The organism is Ruegeria sp. H8, assembly GCF_056532905.1.
Window position 1 is genome coordinate 146,199 of sequence record NZ_JBQFNY010000005.1, and the last position, 21,886, is coordinate 168,084.

At 58.2% G+C, this 21,886-nt stretch carries 20 protein-coding genes; 9 read left to right on the forward strand and 11 right to left on the reverse strand.

All coding sequences use genetic code 11. From position 1 onward, the window contains the following. Positions 1–6: 6 nt before the first annotated feature. The 9 genes from ACR0A2_RS13870 to pdeM all read left to right on the forward strand — a co-directional run bounded on the left by ACR0A2_RS13870 (position 7) and on the right by pdeM (position 10,024). Complete coding sequence (locus ACR0A2_RS13870; RefSeq protein WP_152457245.1) at positions 7–1,449, forward strand: TadA family conjugal transfer-associated ATPase; 1,443 nt, start codon at positions 7–9, stop codon at positions 1,447–1,449. A gap of 11 nt (positions 1,450–1,460) precedes the next feature. Beyond that, complete coding sequence (locus tag ACR0A2_RS13875) at positions 1,461–2,429, forward strand: type II secretion system F family protein (protein WP_152457244.1); 969 nt, start codon at positions 1,461–1,463, stop codon at positions 2,427–2,429. Between the two features lie 10 nt (positions 2,430–2,439). Then, a complete protein-coding gene (locus ACR0A2_RS13880) occupies positions 2,440–3,414 on the forward strand; it encodes a type II secretion system F family protein (RefSeq protein ID WP_152457243.1) in 975 nt (324 codons plus the stop codon). A 57-nt stretch (positions 3,415–3,471) separates the two neighbouring features. Beyond that, positions 3,472–4,014, forward strand: coding sequence for a tetratricopeptide repeat protein (locus tag ACR0A2_RS13885; protein WP_371419729.1), 543 nt, complete (start codon positions 3,472–3,474; stop codon positions 4,012–4,014). 30 nt (positions 4,015–4,044) lie between these two features. Beyond that, positions 4,045–4,896, forward strand: a complete 852-nt coding sequence (locus tag ACR0A2_RS13890; RefSeq protein ID WP_152457242.1) for a tetratricopeptide repeat protein — start codon at positions 4,045–4,047, stop codon at positions 4,894–4,896. A 3-nt stretch (positions 4,897–4,899) separates the two neighbouring features. Then, entirely contained in the window at positions 4,900–5,445 is a 546-nt protein-coding gene (locus tag ACR0A2_RS13895) for a prepilin peptidase (RefSeq protein ID WP_480447057.1), read from the forward strand. 116 nt (positions 5,446–5,561) lie between these two features. Then, a complete protein-coding gene (locus tag ACR0A2_RS13900) occupies positions 5,562–6,869 on the forward strand; it encodes an ATPase (protein ID WP_152457240.1) in 1,308 nt (435 codons plus the stop codon). A 40-nt stretch (positions 6,870–6,909) separates the two neighbouring features. Further along, on the forward strand, positions 6,910–9,321 hold the full coding sequence (locus ACR0A2_RS13905) for a ligase-associated DNA damage response DEXH box helicase (RefSeq protein WP_480835606.1): 2,412 nt from the start codon (positions 6,910–6,912) through the stop codon (positions 9,319–9,321). A 40-nt stretch (positions 9,322–9,361) separates the two neighbouring features. Then, on the forward strand, positions 9,362–10,024 hold the full coding sequence (gene pdeM / locus ACR0A2_RS13910) for a ligase-associated DNA damage response endonuclease PdeM (protein ID WP_480835607.1): 663 nt from the start codon (positions 9,362–9,364) through the stop codon (positions 10,022–10,024). A 2-nt stretch (positions 10,025–10,026) separates the two neighbouring features. On the opposite strand, the gene ACR0A2_RS13915 is transcribed toward pdeM, so the two are convergent. From ACR0A2_RS13915 to ACR0A2_RS13965, 11 genes are all read right to left on the reverse strand, one after another. After that, entirely contained in the window at positions 10,027–10,725 is a 699-nt protein-coding gene (locus ACR0A2_RS13915; protein WP_480835608.1) for a LytTR family DNA-binding domain-containing protein, read from the reverse strand. 264 nt (positions 10,726–10,989) lie between these two features. After that, positions 10,990–11,880, reverse strand: coding sequence for a bifunctional methylenetetrahydrofolate dehydrogenase/methenyltetrahydrofolate cyclohydrolase FolD (folD, locus tag ACR0A2_RS13920; protein WP_171205634.1), 891 nt, complete (start codon positions 11,878–11,880; stop codon positions 10,990–10,992). A gap of 53 nt (positions 11,881–11,933) precedes the next feature. Next, on the reverse strand, positions 11,934–12,239 hold the full coding sequence (locus ACR0A2_RS13925) for a chorismate mutase (protein WP_152457235.1): 306 nt from the start codon (positions 12,237–12,239) through the stop codon (positions 11,934–11,936). 60 nt (positions 12,240–12,299) lie between these two features. Beyond that, positions 12,300–13,976 (reverse strand): formate--tetrahydrofolate ligase, encoded by a 1,677-nt coding sequence (locus ACR0A2_RS13930; RefSeq protein WP_171117501.1) that lies wholly within the window; start codon positions 13,974–13,976, stop codon positions 12,300–12,302. 144 nt (positions 13,977–14,120) lie between these two features. After that, positions 14,121–14,717 (reverse strand): MOSC domain-containing protein, encoded by a 597-nt coding sequence (locus tag ACR0A2_RS13935; RefSeq protein ID WP_480835610.1) that lies wholly within the window; start codon positions 14,715–14,717, stop codon positions 14,121–14,123. 97 nt (positions 14,718–14,814) lie between these two features. Next, positions 14,815–16,731: an ATP-dependent zinc metalloprotease FtsH gene (gene ftsH / locus ACR0A2_RS13940; RefSeq protein WP_152457232.1), complete on the reverse strand. Its 1,917-nt coding sequence runs from the start codon at positions 16,729–16,731 to the stop codon at positions 14,815–14,817. Positions 16,732–16,806: 75 nt separating this feature from the next. Next, positions 16,807–18,066: a tRNA lysidine(34) synthetase TilS gene (tilS, locus tag ACR0A2_RS13945; protein ID WP_480835611.1), complete on the reverse strand. Its 1,260-nt coding sequence runs from the start codon at positions 18,064–18,066 to the stop codon at positions 16,807–16,809. Then, on the reverse strand, positions 18,057–18,881 hold the full coding sequence (gene ybgF, locus ACR0A2_RS13950; protein ID WP_152457230.1) for a tol-pal system protein YbgF: 825 nt from the start codon (positions 18,879–18,881) through the stop codon (positions 18,057–18,059). The genes tilS and ybgF overlap by 10 nt, the downstream gene beginning before the upstream one ends. Before the next feature lie 4 nt (positions 18,882–18,885). Beyond that, complete coding sequence (pal, locus tag ACR0A2_RS13955; RefSeq protein ID WP_152457229.1) at positions 18,886–19,392, reverse strand: peptidoglycan-associated lipoprotein Pal; 507 nt, start codon at positions 19,390–19,392, stop codon at positions 18,886–18,888. 72 nt (positions 19,393–19,464) lie between these two features. Beyond that, entirely contained in the window at positions 19,465–20,784 is a 1,320-nt protein-coding gene (gene tolB / locus ACR0A2_RS13960) for a Tol-Pal system beta propeller repeat protein TolB (protein ID WP_480835613.1), read from the reverse strand. Next, entirely contained in the window at positions 20,781–21,884 is a 1,104-nt protein-coding gene (locus ACR0A2_RS13965) for an energy transducer TonB (RefSeq protein ID WP_480835615.1), read from the reverse strand. Before ACR0A2_RS13965 ends, tolB begins: the two co-directional genes overlap by 4 nt. Positions 21,885–21,886 lie beyond the last annotated feature (2 nt).

Below are 21,886 nucleotides of genomic sequence, written 5' to 3' on the forward strand. Positions count from 1 at the left end.
TAAGCCGTGTTTTCAAGATACAAAAAGCAACCTGCAGCGCAGCCCGTCAAAACGCCGGCACAACCGGCTGAAACAGCGGCATCTTCTGCACAGGCGACACCTGTTGCGACTGCGGTGGCACGCAAACCCGTGAAAAAGATTGCAGGTGAGGTCGCAAGTTCAGACAAAGACCGCAAACGCAAGGAGCGGTTGGGTGAGATCAAGATCGAACTGCACCGTGAACTGCTGGAAAACCTGAACCTGGCCGCGCTGGAAAACGCCGGCGAAGCCGAGTTGCGCACTGAAATCAGTGCTATCGCCAGTGAAGTTCTGGAAACACGAAACATTGTTCTGAACCGCGAAGACCGGTCCCAACTGAACAAGGAACTGTATGACGAGGTAACGGGTCTCGGCCCGCTCGAGGCGCTGCTTCAGGACGATTCGGTCAACGATATTCTGGTGAATGGTCCACAACAGATTTTTGTGGAACGTGCCGGCAAGCTGGAACTCAGCGACATTACCTTCAAGGATGAAAAGCACCTGATGCGGATCATCGACAAGATCGTGTCCGCCGTGGGCCGCCGCGTCGATGAATCCAACCCGTATGTTGACGCCCGTCTGGCCGATGGATCGCGTTTCAATGCCATGGTGCCTCCGATCGCGGTGGACGGATCGCTTGTTTCCATTCGTAAATTCAAGAAAGACAAGCTGGGAATTGACGACCTGGTCAATTTCGGTGCGTTCACCGAAGAAATGGCGGCGTATTTGCAGGCCGCCGTGTCTACCCGACTGAATATCATCGTTTCCGGGGGTACGGGTTCGGGTAAAACAACCACGCTCAACGCCTTGTCCAGCTTCATCGACGATGCCGAGCGGATCCTGACCATCGAGGACACGGCTGAACTTCAACTGCAACAGACGCATGTGGGTCGGATGGAAAGCCGCCCGCCCAACGTGGAAGGCAAAGGTGAAGTCAGCCCGCGCGACTGTCTGAAAAACGCCCTGCGTATGCGTCCTGACCGCATCATCGTGGGTGAGACACGCGGCGCCGAGGTCATCGACATGTTGCAGGCCATGAACACCGGTCACGACGGATCGATGACCACGATTCACGCCAACTCGGCCCGTGACGGCATTTCACGTCTGGAAAACATGATCGCGATGGCCGGGATCGAAATGCCGATCAAAGCGGTCCGCAGTCAGATCGCCTCGGCTGTGAACCTGATCGTGCAGGCCAGCCGCCTACAGGACGGTTCACGCCGGATGACCTCGATCACCGAGATCACCGGGATGGAAGGGGACGTGATTTCCATGCAGGAAATATTTCGTTTTCAACGCGTTGGCCTGACACCAGACAACAAGATCATCGGGCATTTCACCGCCACTGGCGTCCGCAGCCACTATTCGGAACGGTTCCGTCTGTGGGGCTTTGACTTGCCAGCGTCCATCTACGACCCAACCACAATGTAGGAGAACCGGGTATGCAATTGCCTATGGAGGCGATCATTTATGTCGCCATCTTTGTGGGGGTTCTTGCCTTGGTCGAGGGCATCTATCTTGTCGCCTTCGGCAAGTCCATCAGCCTGAACAGCCGGGTCAACCGACGCCTGGATATGCTGGAAAAGGGTGCCGGACGCGAACAGGTGCTGGAGCAGCTGCGCAAAGAGATGCAGCAGCATATGAAATCGCAGAGCATTCCTCTGTACTCACTTCTTGCTGACAAGGCGCAAAAGGCTGCAATCGCGTTCTCTCCACGTCAATTGATTATGATCATGGGTCTGGTATCAGCCATGGCCTTTGTCGGTTTGAGCATTGGCACCGCTACGGACACGGCACTTCGTATCGTTGTTTCCATCGCAATCGGCATCGGCGGCGTTTACGCCTGGGTCAACCACAAGGCCAAGAAACGCATGGGTATGATTGAAGAACAACTGCCCGATGCGGTTGAGCTGATGGTTCGATCTCTGCGTGTTGGCAATCCATTTGTGTCGACGATTCAGGTGGTTGCAAACGAAGTTCAGGATCCGCTGGGAACCGAATTTGGCGTTATCGCTGATGAATGTGCCTATGGTCGCGATGTGGGCGAGGCGCTGAAGGATATGGCTGAACGTTTGGACATGCAGGATATGCGCTTTCTTGCCGTAGCCGTGGGTATTCAGCAGCAATCCGGCGGCAACCTTGCCGAAATTCTGGCCGGACTGGCAAAGGTGATCCGCGCTCGTTTTCGCCTGTTCCGTCGCGTCAAGGCGATTACGGCCGAGGCACAATGGTCCGGCAAGTTCCTGTCCGGGTTTCCCGTTGCCTGTCTGATTTTCATCTTGGTCAAAGATCCGGGCTATTACGACGAGGTGCTGGATCACCCATGGTTTATTCCCGCGTGTTTTGTTGTCGCCATCCTGCTGACATTGAACCTGATCGTCATGAAAATCATCACCAACATCAAGGTCTGAGGGCAGCACAATGGAAATCCTGACCAGCATCAATGACCTGTTAACCCAGCACCTGGGCGAATTCGGCCCTCTTATCATTGTCGGCGTACTTGGCCTGCTTATGGTTCTGGTCGCTGTCACACTGATGATGAAGCAGCCGGAAGACCCGCTGAAGAAACTGCAAAGATCGAATGCGGCTCCTCCCAAGCAGAAAAAAGGGAAGAAAGAGCAGCTTCGAAACTCAAGCCGAAACGAGCAGCTTGAGAAGTTTGCCACATTCCTTGAGCCCAAAAACGAAGAAGAATACTCGGCCGTCGAGCTGAAGCTGCGCCAAGCGGGCTACAGGTCGAAGGATTCGGTTCGGTTCTTCCACTTTGCGCAGTTTTCCTTGGGTATCCTTGGTATTTTCATTGGTGTTCTGCTGGTCACGGTCTTTTCCGGCGGCCAGGAATTTACCGGAACACAGATGATGATCCGAGTGCTTGTCCCCGGTGCGATTGGCTATTTCGCTCCAAAATACTGGATCACGCGCAGGGTTGAAGAACGGAAGGAAGCAATTACCGCTGGCTTTCCTGATACGCTCGATTTGATGCTGGTCTGTGTCGAGGCCGGCCAATCGCTTGATCAGGCCATCGTTCGCGTTGCCAGCGAAATGAGTGCGTCATATCCGGATATCGCGCAGGAATTCGAAACTGTCGCGCACGAAATGAAGGCTGGTAAGGACAAGGACACCGTCCTGCGTGATTTCGGCGTGCGATGTGGTGTGCAGGATGTGAACTCTTTTGTCACCGTTATGATCCAATCGGCGACATTTGGTACATCGATTGCCGAGGCGTTGCGGGTTTACGCCGGCGAGATGCGCGACAAACGCGTGATGCGCGCCGAGGAGGCCGCGAACAAGTTGCCGACCAAGATGACTCTTGTCACAATGATGCTGACGGTCCCGCCGCTGCTGATTATTCTGGTTGGCCCGTCGGCGAATGTTATTTCGAGTTTTGGACGCTAGGTCGGATAGAACCATATGAAAGCTGAATTCAGGTGCTTCCCTTCCGGGTTTCGCCGAATGCTCCGGGCCACCATGGTTTTTGCCATGGTGGCTTCTTGCACAGAAGGCCTGTCATCCAACGGATTGGATGCACCGGGAATTGACGCCAAGGGTCAGGCAGAGGACAACATCGAGGTCGGAAACAGATTGATGGCCGCCGGAGAATACGAACTGGCGCTTGAAACCTTTACCCGGGCCGCGCTTGAACAGGGTATGACGCCCCAGGTCCTGACTTCTCTGGGTACCGCAAATGTGGGGCTACGCCGCTTGGGACAGGCCGAAAAACTGCTGCGCAGAGCCGTCGAAGACGACACGGACTGGCCGGTGGCCTGGAACAATCTCGGTGTCCTGCTGATGGAAAAACAGGAATACCCCGAGGCAGCGCAAGTGTTTCAGCGGGCCTATGCGCTGGACAATGGCGAAAGTGACGCAATCCGGGACAATCTGCGCTTAGCACTCGCAAAAATGGAAAATCCTGTTAATAATACCCCACAAGAACAACAAGAATACACACTGGAGCAGCTTGGCGACGGGCAATTCACGCTACGCAAGATCCAGTAATTGAGGCGAGAGCAGTAAAGGACGCAAAAAATGCGCCAGCAATTCTTGATTCCGAGTGTTGTTATCAGTGGTCTGATCCTGTCGGCCTGTGCAAAGGAAACCGAAGAGGAAAAGGTTGAACGAACGTTTCAGGAAGTGAACGTTATTGACGAAACAAACCTGAACGATGTGCTTCTGAGCGCCGCAGATCCAAACGAAGCAGTGACCTATTTCCACGGTGCAGCGCTCAAGAACCCGGACCGGATCGATCTTCAGCGCGGACTGGCAATTTCTTTGGGCCGCGCCAAACGCACGACCGAGGCCGTGACCGCATGGAAGCGCGTCACAACGATGAAAGGCTCGAACGCCGCGGACAAGGTTGAATACGCGGACGCCTTGGTCCGAAACGGCGACTGGTCGCAGGCCAAAACGGTTCTGGATTCGGTTCCCCCCACCTTTGAAACCTTCAAACGGTATCGCCTCGAGGCAGTCGTTGCGGATTCCCGGAAAGAGTGGAAACGCGCGGATCATTTCTATGAAACCGCTGTCGGGCTGACGACACGTCCGGGCAGTGTGATGAACAACTGGGGATATTCCAAACTGACCCGCGGCGAATATGCCGAAGCCGAGCGGTTGTTCTCGGAAGCGATCCGCCAGGACAATTCGCTGTTTACCGCCAAGAACAACCTGGTTTTGGCCCGATCGGCGCAAGGCAACTACAGCCTGCCAGTCGTGCCGATGACTCAGGTCGAGCGGGCGCGTCTGCTCAACACGATGGGTATTTCGGCAGTCAAACAGGGCGACATAACCACCGCCAAGAACCTGTTCCGCGAAGCCATTTCAACCCACCCGCAGCATTTCGACGAGGCGGTCCGCTCGCTTCGGGCGCTTGAAGGGGCCTGACACATGCAAATACCCGCAGTGGCAGCGGCCTGGTTTCTGCCGTTTGTGCTGCCGATCTGCTTTTACGTGGCCTTCACGGATATGCGTGAGATGCGGATCAAGAACCATGCAGTCCTTGCGCTGACGCTGGTTTACATCGTGATAGGTCTGATCGCCATTCCACCCTGGTCTACAGGCAGCCTCGGCGGCAATCTGGGGCCGGTCACCGTGTCTATGCCGATCTATTTCTGGCAATTGTTGCATATTGTCGTGGTTTTGGTTATTGGCATCTTCCTGAATGCCGCAGGCACCATGGGCGCTGGCGATGCCAAATTTCTGGCCGCCGCTTCGGCGTTTGTCTGGCTGGGCGATCTGAGAATTATGCTGATGATCCTGACCGCCTGTGTTCTGGCTGCCGTTGTCACTCATCGTTTGGCCAAAATCACAAGGCTGCGCACGATCGCGCCGCATTGGGAAAGCTGGAGCCGGGGCAAGCAGTTTCCGATGGGTTTCGCCTTGGGCGGATCATTGGCCATGTACCTGATTTTGGGTACTGTTCTCGGATCGTAAACTATCATCAGCGCGCCTTGTCGCTGCCTTTGTCCCGCCACAAAGCTGGTTCATTTTTCTTCAAGACGCCCTTTTTCGGGTTCTTGGCGTGACAACTTGATGGATGAGCACCGCGCATGAATATGCAGAATTCCTCTGTTATGGCCCCCCCTGCCCCCAAGGGTTTGGGCGAAATGAAGCTTCCGCTTGTAATGATGCGGGACATCCTTCTGAAGACGGTTTTTCGCAAAAACGCGAGCACGGTATCAGAAGTGGCCGAAGCGATCTGTCTGCCTGGTTCGGTAACTCAGGAACTGGTCGATATCGCGCGCGATCAGAAACTGCTTGAAGCGACCGGGACACTGAACGCCAATAGCGGCAATGAGATGGGGTATCAGCTGACCGATGCAGGCAAGGCCCGTGCGCTGGATGCGCTGAGCCAATCCGAATACTTCGGCGCAATGCCGGTGCCGCTGGATGTCTATCGCGAGCAGGTCAAACGCCAGTCGATCCGAAATATTCAGGTCACGCGAGAGCAACTGGTTGGCGCAATGGGTCATCTCGTTCTGCCCGACAGCCTGCTGGACCATCTGGGCCCGGCGGTTAGCGCGGGCCGGTCGATTCTGATGTACGGTCCTCCGGGCAACGGTAAATCCTCGATCTCGAACGGCATCCGGGATGCGTTGGGTGATAACGTCTATGTGCCATATGCTATCGAATATGCAGGTCAGGTGATCACGGTCTATGACCCGATCGTGCACACGGCGATCGAACAGGAGCCGGACGACCCCAACAGCCTGCGCCGTCGCAAGCGGTTCGATTCTCGCTATGTTCAGTGTGAACGCCCCACCGTCGTAACCGGTGGTGAGCTCTCGCTCAGTATGTTGGATCTGGTCTATAACCCGACCGCCCGAACCTATCAGGCCCCGTTGCAGCTGAAATCCACCGGTGGCATTTTCATCGTAGATGACCTTGGCCGTCAGGCCGAACCGCCGCAGGCGCTGGTCAACCGTTGGATTGTCCCGCTTGAAGAAAACAAGGATATCCTCGGCCTGCAATCAGGTGAAAAGTTCGAAGTTCCGTTTGACACTCTGGTCATCTTCTCGACCAACTTCCACCCCAATGAGATCTTCGACCAAGCGGCCTTGCGCCGGATCTTCTTCAAGATCAAGATTGACGGCCCCAATCAGGAGAACTTCCTGAAAATCTTTGCCATGGTGGCCCGCAAACGAGGTATGCCACTGGACGAGGCGGCCTTGGTACACCTGTTGAAGGTCAAGTACCCGACTATCAACAATATTTATGCCAACTACCAACCGATCTTCCTGATTGATCAGATGATCTCGATCTGCGAGTTCGAAGGCATCCCTTATCAGATGAGTCCGGACCTGATTGACCGTGCCTGGGCCAACATGTTCGTAAAAGACGAGAAAATCGTCAAATAACGCCGTGCCAATCCCTCCTCCGGGCGGGTAATCTGCAACCATGACGCAGATTCCCGCTCGGATTGGTACGTGGTTCTCCTCCAAAGGCTGGTCCATCCACCCGCATCAGAAAGAGATGTTCGACCGGGCGAAGGAGCCGGCAACCCTCCTTATCGCCCCAACGGGTGGCGGCAAGACCATGGCCGGATTTCTGCCTTCCCTGTCCGAGCTGGCCGACGGTGGCCACAACGGTTTGCATACGCTCTATGTCTCGCCGCTCAAGGCGCTGGCGGCGGATATCAAACGTAACCTGCGCACCCCGGTGGATGAGACCGGCCTGCCCATCCGGATCGAAGATCGCACCGGTGACACCTCGGCCACGCAGAAAAAACGCCAAAGGGCCGATCCGCCCCATATCCTGCTGACCACACCGGAAAGTCTGGCACTGCTGACCTCGTACGAAGATGCGCCGCGCATGTTCGATGGGGTACAGCGGATCATCGTCGACGAAATCCACGCGCTGGCGGAAAGCAAGCGCGGCGATCAGCTGATGCTGGCCCTGGCACGCCTTCAGCGCCTCAACCCGGGTCTACGTCGTGTAGGCCTGTCAGCCACAGTCGAAGACCCCGCGGCAATTGCCGGCTTTCTGGCGCGCCACCCGGACCCCTGCCGGATTGTGCAGGCCGATCCCGGCCCGGACCCAGACATCCAGATGTTGGAAACAACGGAAATGCCGCCCTGGTCCGGCGGAGGCGCGGCCTATTCGATTCCGGCTGTGCTGGACCAGATCCGGCGGCACAAGACCACGCTGATCTTTCACAACACCCGCGCGCAGGCCGAGATCTACTTTCACAATCTGTGGCTGGCGAATGACGACGGCCTACCCATCGGCATCCATCATGGCAGCCTCGACCGACAGCAACGCGAGCGGGTCGAGGCCGCGATGGTGCGTGGCGAATTGCGTGCCATCGTCTGCACCGGCAGCCTCGATCTGGGCATTGATTGGGGCGATGTCGATTTGGTGATTCAGATCGGTGCGCCCAAGAACGTCAAGCGGCTGGTGCAAAGGATTGGTCGGGCCAACCACCGCTACAACGCGCCTTCCAAGGCGCTGCTGGTTCCTGCGAACCGTTTTGAGGTTGTCGAATGCGTCGCTGCGCTCGAGGCTGCCAAAGCCCATGAACTGGACGGAGAACCCCGAGGCCCCGGCCCCCGCGATGTGTTGTGCCAGCACATTCTGATTGCGGCCTGTGCCGGGCCCTTTGACGCTGATGATCTATATGCCGAGATGACATCCGCCGGACCTTACGCACAGTTGACCCGACCGGAATTTGACGCCTGTCTGGATTTCTGTGCCACCGGCGGCTACGCCTTGCGCGCCTATGATCGATGGCAAAGGTTGCAGAAGCGTGCCGACGGGCAATGGCAATTGCGCGATCCTCGCGCAGCGTCGCGTATTCGCATGAATCTGGGCACGATTCAGGACACGGATACACTCAAAGTTCGCCTTAAACGCAGCCGTGGCGGTAAACCGTTGGGCGAAGTCGAGGAAGCCTTTGCTGCTTCGCTGACCCCCGGCGATACCTTCCTGATCGGCGGACAGATCGTACGGTATGAAGGTCTGCGCGAAATGGTGGTCGAAGTCAGCCGTCGCGCCGATCGCAAACCAAAGATCGCGACCTTCTCGGGCACGAAATTTGCGACCTCAACGCAACTCAGCGACCGCATTCTGCGCATGTTCGCCCAAACTGACTGGCCGCACCTGCCTTCCCATACGGCTGATTGGCTGGACTTGCAGCGCCAAATGTCCCGCCTGCCTCAACGCGATCGTCTGCTGATCGAAAGCTTTCCAAGCGACGGGCGAGAGCATCTGTGCGTGTACGGATTCGCCGGCCGCAACGCGCAACAAACACTTGGGCTGCTGTTGACCAAGCGGATGGAGGATACCGGTTTGGCGCCGCTGGGGTTTGTCGCCACAGACTATGCCACGCTGATTTGGGGTTTGGATGCGGTCACTGACCCACGCCCTTTGTTTCAACCCGAAGCGCTGCGTGACGGGCTGGACACATGGCTGGCAGGCAACGCAGTCATGAAGCGTACCTTTCGCGCGTCGGCCACGATTGCCGGTCTGATCGAACGCAACATGGCCGGGCAACGGAAAACCGGGCGGCAAGCCACGTTTTCGTCGGATATTCTCTATGACACTTTGCTGAAATATGATCCCGATCATCTGTTGATGCAGATCACCCGCGAAGAAGCCATGCGCGGGTTGGTTGACTTCGGTCGGATCGAGGCAATGCTGGCGCGCATCGGCGACCGCGTCGACCTGCTGCGTCTAGATCGCGTTTCCCCACTGGCCGCGCCGCTGTTTCTTGAGGTCGGAAAGGTGCCTGTCAAAGGGGCCGCCGAAGAAAGGCTGCTTGCAGAAGAAAGCGCACGCCTGCTGGAAGCCGCCGGGTTGGACCAGCTTTGAGCCCCTTGCGCAAGATGTGGAATCAGGTCAAGAACGTATCATGAACGTGTGCAAGTTTTCCTTTGCAGGCCAGCAACTCGATGCGTTGCCGTCTGGCGCATTATGGTGGCCGGCGCGGCGACTGCTCTGTGTTTCGGACCTGCATCTGGGAAAATCCGAACGTATGGCCCGTCGGCGCGGGGCTACGCTGCCGCCTTATGACAGTCGCGAAACGCTTGACTGGCTGGCCCGCGATCTGGAACACACCAACGCCGAAACCGTCATCTGCCTAGGTGACAGCTTTGACGATCTCGAAGCGGCCCAAGCCTTGCCCGACGCAGAAGGGTTGAGGATTGCGACTTTGCAGGCCGGGCGCCAATGGATCTGGATCGAAGGCAACCACGATCCCGGCCCGATCGAGATGGGGGGCTCTCATCTGGTCGAATGGCAGTGCGGCCCTCTTGTCTTTCGTCACATCGCCCAAGATCAGCCGCAAGGTGAAATTTCAGGCCATTTTCATCCGAAAGCACGGATTCGGACGAAAGGCAGGCACATTTCCCGGCCTGCCTTTCTGCTGGACAGAAACCGGCTGATCCTGCCTGCCTACGGAACTTACACCGGGGGGTTGCGCAGTTCGGATCGGGCACTTTCCGATCTCATGGGCTCGGACGCAATGGCCATTCTGACGGGCCAGCAACCACAGATGATCCCAATGCCGCGTTGAAATCAGATCAACCCGTCTTCTTCCAACTTCGGTTTGTACTTGCGGCTTACTGGAACCAGATCGCCGTTCATCAGGCGCAAAAAGGTTTTGCCCGCCGATCTTTCAACCCCTGCGATGGACGCGTCCACCACCCAATGCGAACGGTGCGAACAGTGTCCGGGAACCGGCTCCATCTCGGCAATTGCGTCCGTAAAGCGCGAGCGGACCGTGAACGTGCCTTCCGAAGTGACAATATCCACATTGTGATCCCTGACCGTCAAACGATGGATTTGACCATGGAAGTCAGGCGGCAGACGCCTGATCAGGCGCGGCCTCTCGGTTTCAGGTGTTGAGGCCATCAATGGGTTCAAATCATTGCGTTGCACAAGAACCAAACCCGTTGCAAACAGGACCCCATATACCGCGACGGTCTGGGCGCCTGGTGCCATGTGACCTCCGCAGGTGAACAGGATCCATGCCAACATCCAAAGGGACGGTGTGAACAGAACCAGGATCAGTGCCGCGAAGGCCAGATCACGAACGGGAACATTCAACAGAACGGGGTTTTTCTGCATCAAGTTGCGCGCCAACCCGGTGACTGTCAGGGCAAGAACCATCACCCCGGTCCAGAAAAGAAGACGCAAACCGAAGCTCAAATCCGCGACCAGAAACGGAGGAAACGCGTAAGCAAGCAATGGAAGAAAGACAAGGCCCGCCGTCACTCGCTGTGGGGTACAAGCATTCCGAATAGTGTTAATCCCAGACGTCATACCGCTTTTGTGCACGACTTAATAAAATTCAACCTTAGCACGACAAGCACTGAAGCACCTTATCTGTAACCAACTGGGAATACAGGGATATCACGATTTTTTAAGCTGTCAAACCCATTCAGGGCAAATTGACTGGAGCGTCCGATTTTTGTCCCGCGGGGTCATGCACAACTGAGGAGTGTGCCGGGCCGACATGATCGACCCGGCCAGATTACCTTACGCCGTCAAACCTTCTGGTTCGGGCAGAGCGTTGGCGCGGCAGCACGCAGTTAAAGTGTTGGCCAACAGGCATGCAATGGTCATCGGACCTACCCCTCCCGGAACCGGAGTGATGGCGCCAGCACGCTGGGACGCGCTGGCATAGTCCACGTCACCGACCAGCTTGTTCTTTCCGTCGCGTTCGATGCGGTTGATGCCTACATCGATCACGGTCGCGCCTTCCTTGATCCAGTCACCCGGCACCATTTCCGGACGCCCCACGGCAGCCACGACGATATCGGCACGGCGTACGACGTCCGGCAGATCCTTGGTGCGCGAATGCGCGATGGTCACGGTGCAGCTATCGCCCAGCAGCAGCTGCGCCATCGGTTTGCCCACAATGTTCGAGCGACCGATCACAACGGCGTCCATGCCGGAAAGCGAACCGTGGTGGTCACGCAGCATCATCAGGCAGCCCAGCGGGGTGCAGGGCACCATCGACTTCTGACCGGTACCCAGCAGGCCCACGTTCGAAATGTGGAAGCCATCCACATCCTTGGCCGGGTCGATCGAGTTGATCACCAGATCCTCGTTCAGGTGTTTGGGCAGCGGCAACTGGACCAGAATGCCATGCACGGCCGGGTCGTTGTTCAGCTTGTCAATCAGCGCCAGCAGATCTTCCTCGGATGTATCGACGTCCAGCTTGTGCTCGTACGAATTCATGCCGACTTCAACGGTCATTTTGCCCTTCGAACGGACATAAACCTGGCTGGCTGGGTCTTCGCCCACAAGAACCACGGCCAGGCCAGGGGTGATGCCGTTTTCTTCTTTCAGCTTTGCGACCTGATCGGCAACTTGACCGCGCACTTTTGCGGCAAAGGCCTTACCGTCGATAACCTGAGCTACCATACTTCGATCCCTTCTTTCAAAAAACGGATCGGGCGCACAGAACGCCCGGTCAGTCAGTCGGTGCCAATCACGCGCTCTTCGCGTGCAATCGACCAGTCAATCAATATGCGCCACAGCTTCTCGGCCAGATCCGGGTCCATCCCCAGCGCGTCCGAGCTTGCACGCACGCGTTGCACCACCTCTTCGACACGTTCCGGGATACGGGCCGGAAGGCCCTCGCCCGGTTTCAGCTGCGACGCGCGGTCAATATATGTCGCGCGCGTTACCAACATTTCGATCAGTTGGCGATCCAGCTTGTCGATCTCAGCCCGCAGCTCCTGCATCGTGTTACAGTTCTGAGGCGGTATCAGAGTGGGCATCGTCATCTCCTCATGGCCCGGGAATGAATCCCCGGACCACGAGATGTCCTATTCGGCGGCTTAGAACAAGCCCTCGATCTCACCTGCGTCATTGAGGCAGATGGTTTCGGCAGCCGGCTTGCGGGGCAGACCAGGCATGGTCATGATCTCGCCGCAAACGACCACGATGAAGCCCGCGCCCGCGCTCAGGCGTACCTCGCGCACCGGAACCGAATGGCCCGTGGGTGCACCGCGCAGCGATGGGTCGGTCGAGAAGGAATACTGCGTCTTGGCCATGCAGACCGGCAGGTTGCCATATCCGGCTTCTTCCCATTCACGCAGCTGGTTGCGGATCTTGTTGTCAGCCAGAACCTCGTCAGCGCGGTAGATGCGCTTGGCGATGGTTTCGATCTTCTCGAACAGAGGCATATCGTCGGGGTAGATCGGTGCGAAGTTCGCGGTGCCACCTTCGACGATTTCGACGACTTTCTCGGCCAACGGCGCAGACCCTTCGGAACCCAACTCCCAGTGACGCGACAAAACCGCCTCGACGCCGTGCTCGCCGCAATAGTCTTTCACCGCCTGAACTTCGGCATCGGTATCGGTGACGAAGTGGTTGATGGCGACGACAACCGGTACACCGAAGGATTTCACGTTCTCGATGTGACGGCCCAGGTTGGCACAGCCTGATTTGACGGCCTCAACGTTTTCCGCACCCAGATCGGCTTTGGCAACGCCGCCGTTCATCTTCATCGCGCGCACGGTCGCAACCAGAACAACCGCCGACGGGGCAATGCCCGCCTTGCGGCATTTGATGTTCATGAACTTCTCGGCACCCAGATCCGCACCGAAACCGGCTTCGGTCACGACATAGTCGGCGACTTTCAGAGCGGTCTTGGTCGCGATGACCGAGTTACAGCCATGCGCGATGTTCGCGAACGGGCCGCCATGGACGAAGGCCGGGTTGTTTTCCAGCGTCTGCACCAGGTTCGGCTGCATCGCGTCCTTCAGCAGAACGGTCATTGCGCCTTCGGCCTTGATGTCACGGCAGTAGACCGGAGATTTGTCGCGGCGGTAAGCAACGATGATGTCGCCCAGACGCTTTTCCAGGTCTTTCAGGTCGTTCGCCAGGCAGAGGATCGCCATGACCTCGGACGCTACGGTGATGTCAAAACCTGCCTCACGCGGGAAGCCGTTCGACACACCACCCAGTGAAGCTGTGATCTGACGCAGGGCACGGTCGTTCATGTCGACCACACGGCGCCATGCGACGCGGCGGGTGTCGATCTCTTGCTCGTTGCCCCAATAGATGTGGTTGTCGATCATTGCCGACAGCAGCGAGTGAGCCGAGGTGATGGCGTGGAAGTCACCGGTGAAGTGCAGGTTCATCTCTTCCATCGGAACGACCTGCGCATAACCGCCACCCGCGGCGCCGCCCTTCATGCCGAAGTTCGGGCCAAGCGAGGCTTCACGGATACAGATCATCGCGTTCTTGCCGATGCGGTTCAGGCCGTCACCCAGACCCACTGTGGTCGTGGTCTTGCCCTCACCTGCCGGGGTCGGGTTGATTGCAGTCACCAGGATCAGCTTGCCGTCTTCGCGGTCCTGAACCGAGTTGATGAAGTTCTGGCTGACCTTCGCCTTGTCGTGGCCGTAAGGCAGCAGATCCGCAGAGTCGATGCCGATCTTGGCACCGATTTCCTGAATCGGCTTTTTGTTCGCTTCGCGGGCGATTTCGATATCGGATTTGTAGCTCATTGGCCGGGGTCCTTGATTGAATACCGTGCAAAACCGACGCGGGGCGTCGGCGCTGTGCATTCCATACCCTTGTGTACAATCCCGATAGCCATGGATTCCGACATTCTGGCGTCGCGAAGCGTCGTAAGTTCGTTTCAGGGGTTTCTAATCGGAAACAAGCCCGTTTTCCCAAGCCCAGGCAGGTTGATCCGGAGCAAACAGCTTCAGCCGATCCCCCAGTTGAATGCGCCCCGGACGTTCGACCCATCCGGTGATGCCCCGACGCCCGGCCGCCGCAGGTTTGAAAGCTGCGCCATGCCCCGGTTGATCCGCTTCGATCTCGCGCCCCGGCAGAACACAAGGGGCGTTTTCCATGTCCACCGTTATCGTCGCCCCGCTCGTTGCCTGAAGACGTGAAGACGGGGGGATATGCGAAAAATCCGGGATCCCACGCAGCACAATGGAAGCCCCAAGACAGGACGGGTCAAGCTGATCCAACCCCATGTCCTGCGCAATTTGCTGCAATTCCTCCTCGGACAAAACTGAAAGCTGACGCACGTTTCGAATTTCAGTGCCTTTCGGGTAAAGGTTCGAGACCCTGACACAGGACGCCCGATTTAGGCCTTCGTGGCGCTCACCCTTCACGCCGTCAAAACACAAATCCAGCGTGTCAACAGCCTGGGCCCGCAAAGAGGTTCCCGCAGGGACATGGCCAAGCCAGACTGCTTCGGCGGCAAATTCGGTTTCACGCAAAAATGGCACAGCCTTCTCTTTTCGCTTTTTTTCTTGCGTGCATATTGCCCGGCAAAACACCGATGAAAAGAAAAAAGACCCGGACTATGCGCCGGGTCTTTTTTGACTATGCGGTGGGTTCAGGCTCCATCCCGCCATCGGGCGGAGATTTCTTGGCCTTTGTCTTGGGAATGGCCGTGACACTGGGCGCGCTGCCTTCATCCGGCTTGTCGCCTTCATCATCATCCTCGGTGGGTGATTCACCATTCATGACACGCTTGATCTCATCACCCGTCAGGGTTTCGTATTCAAGCAAGCCCTGCGCCAGGCGTTCCCATTCTTCACGCTGTTCGGTCAGAATCTGGTGCGCGCGCTCATAACCCTGCTGGATAAGGCGTTTCACCTCTTCTTCGATCAGCTCTTTCGTATGCGCCGACACCGAGAACCCTGCGGTGTTGCCCTGATAGCCTTCGTGCGCCTCGGCATAGTCGATGTTGCCGACCTTGTCCGACATGCCCCAGCGCATCACCATGGCACGCGCCAACTGGCTGGCCTGCATGATGTCCCCGGCCGGGCCGTTCGAAACGTGGTCTTCACCGTATTTGATAACCTCGGCGGCTTTGCCGGCCATGGTCATGGCCAGCTTTTGCTCACACTCATCACGGTGGTAGTTCAGGCGATCCATTTCAGGCAGCGAAACCACCATACCCAGCGCACCACCGCGCGGAATGATCGTGGCTTTGTAGACTGGATCGCACAACGGCAGAGTCAGGCCGACAACGGCATGGCCCGCCTCGTGATAGGCGGTTTTTTCCTTCTGGTCCTGGGTCAGCACCATCGAGCGGCGCTCGGCGCCCATCATCACCTTATCCTTGGCGTTTTCAAAATCTTCCATAGTGACAAAGCGGCGACCCACGCGGGCGGCCATCAGCGCGGCCTCGTTCACAAGGTTCGCCAGATCAGCCCCCGAGAAGCCCGGCGTACCGCGCGCAATGATGCGCAGGTCGACATCGGGGCCCAGAGGCGTCTTGCGCGCGTGCACGCCCAGAATTTTCTCACGGCCTTTGATGTCGGGGTTACCAACGGTCACGTTGCGGTCAAAACGGCCCGGACGCAGCAGCGCGGGATCCAGAACGTCTTTTCGGTTGGTGGCCGCCAGAATGATCACGCCTTCGTTGGCCTCAAACCCGTCCATCTCAACCAGCAACTGGTTGAGGGTCTGTTCGCGTTCATCGTTACCACCGCCGTATCCAGCGCCACGATGGCGGCCCACCGCGTCGATCTCGTCGATGAAGACGATACAAGGCGCATTCTTCTTGGCCTGTTCAAACATGTCCCGGACACGGGATGCACCGACACCCACGAACATCTCGACGAAGTCGGACCCCGAAATGGTGAAGAATGGCACACCCGCCTCACCCGCGATGGCGCGGGCCAGCAATGTTTTACCAGTACCCGGAGGACCGACCAGCAGCGCGCCTTTCGGGATCTTGCCGCCAAGGCGGCTGAACTTCTGTGGATTTCGCAGGAATTCAACGATCTCTTCCAGTTCTTCCTTGGCCTCGTCGATGCCCGCCACGTCGTCAAATGTGACGCGGCCATGCTTTTCGGTCAGCATCTTGGCCTTCGACTTGCCAAAGCCCATCGCACCGCCTTTGCCGCCGCCCTGCATCCGGTTCATGAAATAGACCCAGACACCGATCAGAAGCAGGAACGGCAAGAGCGTGATCAGGAAAGACTGGAAGCCCGACTGCTGTTGCTTGACCGCCTGAACCGGGATGTTCTCATCGATCAAAAGCTTGGTGACCTCGGCGTCGCCGGGTTTGATCGTGACGTAAGTCGCACCGCTTTCGGTCGTATAGCGGATCTGTTCGCCGTCCAGCGTCACGTTCTTGACTTCACCGCTTTGCACGGCGCCGACGAAATCGGAATAAGTTCTTTCATTGCTCTGAAGCGTTCCGCCCGGTCCACTGAACAGATTGAACAGTGCAAGGATCAGCAGAAACAGAACGACCCAAAACGCGATATTGCGAGCGTTGCCCAAGGAAATTCTCCCAAAAGTTCCGGCAGGTGAGGAGCTGCCAAGTTACCTCTTAAAATAGAGAGGATTGTGGTATGTTCAATGCGATAAAAAAGATGCGTGGAACTCGGGCCATTCCGGTATCGTGTCCGCGTGCCATCCGTTCGCAAATCCCGCAAGCGGAGCGGCCAGCACCACGCCCCCCTTCCAGACCGCGGGCGTCGCACTCAAGGCCAGCCTGGGCCGGCCTGTTTCGCGCCATTCGGCCACCTGTCGCAGCCCGTCTTCACCCAGAGCGCGGATCTCGGCACCGGAAATCTCGGGCCCGGTCAAGACCCATTTGCCATCCCAAACTTCGTCACGTGCTGAAACCCGAGCCTCCACGGCCTTGAATTCCCTGCAAATCCAAACACTCATCCCTTCCGGGACCAACAGGCAACCGCTGAGCGACCCTGCCCGCCCGTCGGTTATGGCCTTCATGGCCTGCTCGACCGCCGCCTGACGCGGGGGATATCCCTGCCCTGCGATCCAGGCAATGCATCCAAGCAACACGCGGCGTCGGATTTCCTTGGGCAATGCGGCAAAACCGGCCCTGTCCACCTTCACGTCGCTTTGTTCGACCTGGGCGACATTCCGTGCGGATTCCTGCGCAAACACAACCAGGGCTGCATGGGCCTGCGCCAGATTTTCGGCCACTCGCGACAATGAAAGCGCGTCAATTCCCAGTGGTTTGAGGCCGGACACGGCCTCTCGTGCCTTGATCCGGTCGAAACGAGGGTCCTGATTCGACGGATCTTCGACCCATGTTGCGCCGATACCGGTCAGGTAGGTTCTCAGATCCTTGCGTGTGATCCCCAGCATTGGCCGCAGCAATGTCACACCTTCCCATTGCCGGTTTGCCGACATGCCGGACAGTCCCGTAACACCTGATGAACGACCCAGTCGCATCAGCAACGTTTCCGCCTGATCATCCGCCGTGTGCCCCAACGCGATGGCGTCGATTCCGCGCTGTTGCGCCCAACCGGCAAGCAGGCTGTAACGCGCCTTGCGGGCCTCATTCTGAACATTGCCCGATCCGTCCCAACCCGCCCAATGCAAAATGTCATGCGGCAGCCCCAAAGCAGCGGCCTGGCGCGACACTGTCACGGCCTCTTGCGCTGCGTCGGGGCGCAAGCCGTGATCGACCGTGGCCACAAAAAGGGCGATCTCTTCGTTTTGGGCGATTTGATGCAAAAGATGCATCAACGCGACGGAATCCCCACCGCCCGAGACCGCCACGCCCAGTTTAGGCGGAAGCCTTTCGGGAAGCCGGGCGCGAAGCTCTGCAAGCAGGTTTTCGCTGTGACGGTTCAAGAACACCCCAGCGCAGACATCTCTTGCGTCGCATCCGCAAACGCCGGTGCGGATGGAAAGCGCACGCCAACTTCATTGAGCGTGATGCAGGCCTGATCGGTCTGCCCCAGACGCCCCAGCGCCGCGCCCAACTCGAACAGGGCCTCGGGGGCAAACGCTCCTTCGGAATCTCCGGTAAAGCTTGCCAAGAACGCCCGTGCCGCTTCGCGGGTGTCGCCAAGGCCTTCAAGCGCATGACCACGTTTCAGATTCACTTCGGGCGCCAGGGGGCTGCCGGGATAGTTCGTATCAAACTGCGCAAACAAATCAGCCGCAGTCTGGTAATCCCCATCGGCCAGTGCTTGCGATGCCGCGTCGAAATCCGCCCGCTCGCCCACGGCCAGTTCACCCTGATCGGTTTGGGATGGCGTGGCAGGCGTGATAACGGCCGTACCTACATCTGTGCCCTCTCCGCCCAGTGTGCTGGTCGGTTCGCCTGAAATCTCGCAGTTTGCCTCAAGCTCGCACAGGCGGAACTCCAGATCTCCGATGCGATTGGTGCCGTCCGAGACAATGTTTTGCACACGCTGGTTCAGCTGCTCGGTCTGACGGGTCAGGCGTTGCAGTTCCGCTTCAATGGCGTCAACCCGTTCAAGAACCGAACTGCCGGACAAGTTTGGCGCTGGCGATCCTGTGGTGGAAAACTCGCGCTTCAGACGCTGAATTTCCACATGCAGCACCGTCAGCTCCTGACGTATGTCGGCCAAGGTTTGCTGATCCTGTGCCTGTGCAACACCGGCTGTCGCCATGACCGCCGCCAATACCCATCCTGCCATACGCATTGTCTTACCCCAGTGTTGATCCGGTCAGCACAGTCACTGCGCGGCGGTTCTTGGAATAGCATTCCTCAACGCTGCAAATCTCGATTGGGCGCTCCTTGCCGTAGCTGACGGTTTTGAGACGGTTGCCAGCAACACCGCGCGAAATCAGATACTCACGAGCGGCATTTGCGCGACGCGCACCCAGCGCAAGGTTATACTCGCGCGTACCCTGCTCGTCCGCGTGACCTTCGATCGTGGCAACAAAATCCGGATTGGCCAGAAGCCAGTCCGCTTGCCCTTGCAACACGGTCTGCGCCTGTGGTGTCAGGGTGGACTGGTCCACGGCGAACAGAACACGATCCCCGACGGTCTGCTGGAAATACGCAGGCGAACGCGGGTCACTGGGCGAGCCCGGTACGATTGCGCCTGTGCCGCCGGCACCGCTGCCGCCCAAGGCGGATGGGTCATTGTTCGTACAGGCGGCGATCACACTCAGCGCGCCCAACGCCAGGACTTTGCTCAATACATTCATTTCAAGTGCCTCGTGTTTTGATTGTTGCCGCCTGTCTACCACAGGGACGATTCGTTGTGAACTTTGCTGCGATCAATTCTGTAGTGGGCCCCATGACGGATCACTGCCGCCATCCGGTGTTCGCACCGGGCGCAAGTTGCGGCCCGAGATGTCCACCGAATACAGCGAGGCCCGGCCGCTGGCACCCTGCGTTTCACGGGTGAACATGATGACGCGGCCATTGGGCGACCAGGTTGGGCCTTCATCCAGAAACGAGGCGGTCAACAAGCGTTCCTCTGATCCGTCCGTGCGCATCACCCCGATGTGGAAGCGGCCCTGGTTTTGCTTGGTAAAGGCAATCAGATCGCCGCGCGGCGACCATACCGGCGTGCCATAACGACCCGAGCCAAAGCTGATCCGCGTGGCCTCTCCGCCATTCGCGGGCATCACGTAAAGCTGCGGTGTACCCGAACGGTCGCTTTCAAACACGATCCGGCTGCCATCCGGCGCATAGCTGGGGGCTGTTTCAATCGCCGGCGTGTTGGTCAGACGAGTGCTTTGCCCCGACGCCAGATCCATTTTCCACAGGTCCGTGTTTCCGCCCTGAATCAATGAATACACGATCGACCGGCCATCCGGCGAAAAGCGGGGCGAAAAGCTCATGGTTCCGTCCTGAGTCTTCAGCTCCTGCCGTTTGACGCGGCCCACATCCAGAACATAGATGCGCGGGCTTCCGCTTTCATAGCTGGTGTACAGCAACCGATCGCCATTGGGTGAAAAGCGCGGCGCCAGAACGATAGCAGCACTGTCGGTCATGTACTGCACGTTCGCGCCATCATAATCCATGATCGCCAGACGTTTCAGGCGTTGGTTTTTCGGCCCACTTTCCGAAACAAAGGCCACGCGGCTGTCAAAATATCCGCCCTCGCCCGTAATCCGGCTGTACACCTGATCGGCCACTTTGTGGGCCATGCGCCGCCAGCCCTCGGTGGTGCCTGCCAATTGCAACCCATTGCCCAGCTCCTGGCCCGAAAACACATCCCAGACCCGGAACCGAACCGTGAGGTTCTTGCCCGAAACATTGACTGCCCCCGTAATCAGCGCATCGGCATTGATCGCTTTCCAATCGGCAAACTGAACTGGTGCTTCGAAGCTGCTGACCCGACTGATGAAGGCATCCGAAGAGATCTCGCGGAACAACCCGGTTCCTGTCAGATCAGCCGCCACCACGCGCGAGATGTCCTGTGCAAATTGCGCCGCTGACGGGCCATCGGGGACAAAGTTCGGCACCGCAAAGGGCAATGGTTCGATAATGCCCTGGTCCAACTCCAATCGCAGGGGACCGTTCTGTGCAAAAACCGGCGCAGACATCAGCGTCAGGCCGACAAAGAGGCTGGTCAGAAGTTTCATCATTTGATCCGCATCCTCTCGGGATTGAATGTAATCTCAACATCCTGCCAATGAGCGTATTTGTCAGCAGGCAAGTCATATCCTTTCGCCCCGCAGCGCAAAATCGCGCGCCGAGCGGCCTGATAGGCCTGATTGGCCGCGCCAGCAGACCCGCCAGAACTGTCCAGCATCCGAATGCTGCCATCCACAACCGTACCATCACGGTTTAGCGAAAAAGCCACAACGACCACAGTACTCAGTGCATCCGTAGACAAAGAGCCCACATTCCAGCACTTGGACACGGCCAATCGCATCGCGTCCTTCTCGCCGCTGGTCAGCGGTGGGCCGGATGGCTGTGTTCCACTGCCCAAGGCTTCGGCCAAAGCGTCATTGATCGCGGCCTCGTCGGCCTGCGCGTCAGGTTCAGGCGCCGCCTCGGGCGTCTCTGCCACAACGGGTTCGGGCGGTGGGTTTGGGCGGCTCGGACGCACCCGCGGTCGCGGTGACGTAAGCGGAGACTGCTCTTTGGTTTCCTCTGCCTCGGTCACGATCTCGGGGGCCGCTTCTTCCGGCGCGGTCTGATCCTGTTGTTCCTGCTGAACCTCGGCGCCCTCGTCCAAAGACACCGGCGGCGTTTCGAAATCATCAGGTTTTGCCTCGGGCGGTGGTGGCGCTATGGCCTCGGGGGCGACACGATCGGACGGGCGCGGCTGCGCCTCGGGCCCCGGAGGCACAACCTGTGCGACAGGTTCGACCTCGGGCTCTGTCAATACCGGCGGCTCGTCCGGCACGTCCGGTTCCGGCGGTACTTCGACGATAACAGGAGCAGGCTCGGGTTCGGGTTCGGCAGGCACGACGGGTTCAGGGCGGGGCTGTTCCTCGACCACAGGTTCTGGCGGCGTGCTATCAGCCTGTGGTTCGGGCGGTTGTTGCAATGCCGCCGGCACCTCCGGGGTCTCAGGCGCATCCCGCTGGGCCGTCATGGCCGCGAATTGTTCAGCGGTGATCACGGACACATCCTGTACGGCCATCGGCAAAGGCTCGGACCGGAAGGTACCGCCGAAAAGCGCCACTCCGATCAGGCTGACATGCGCAATCGCCGAAATCTTGGTGCCGGTATCCACCG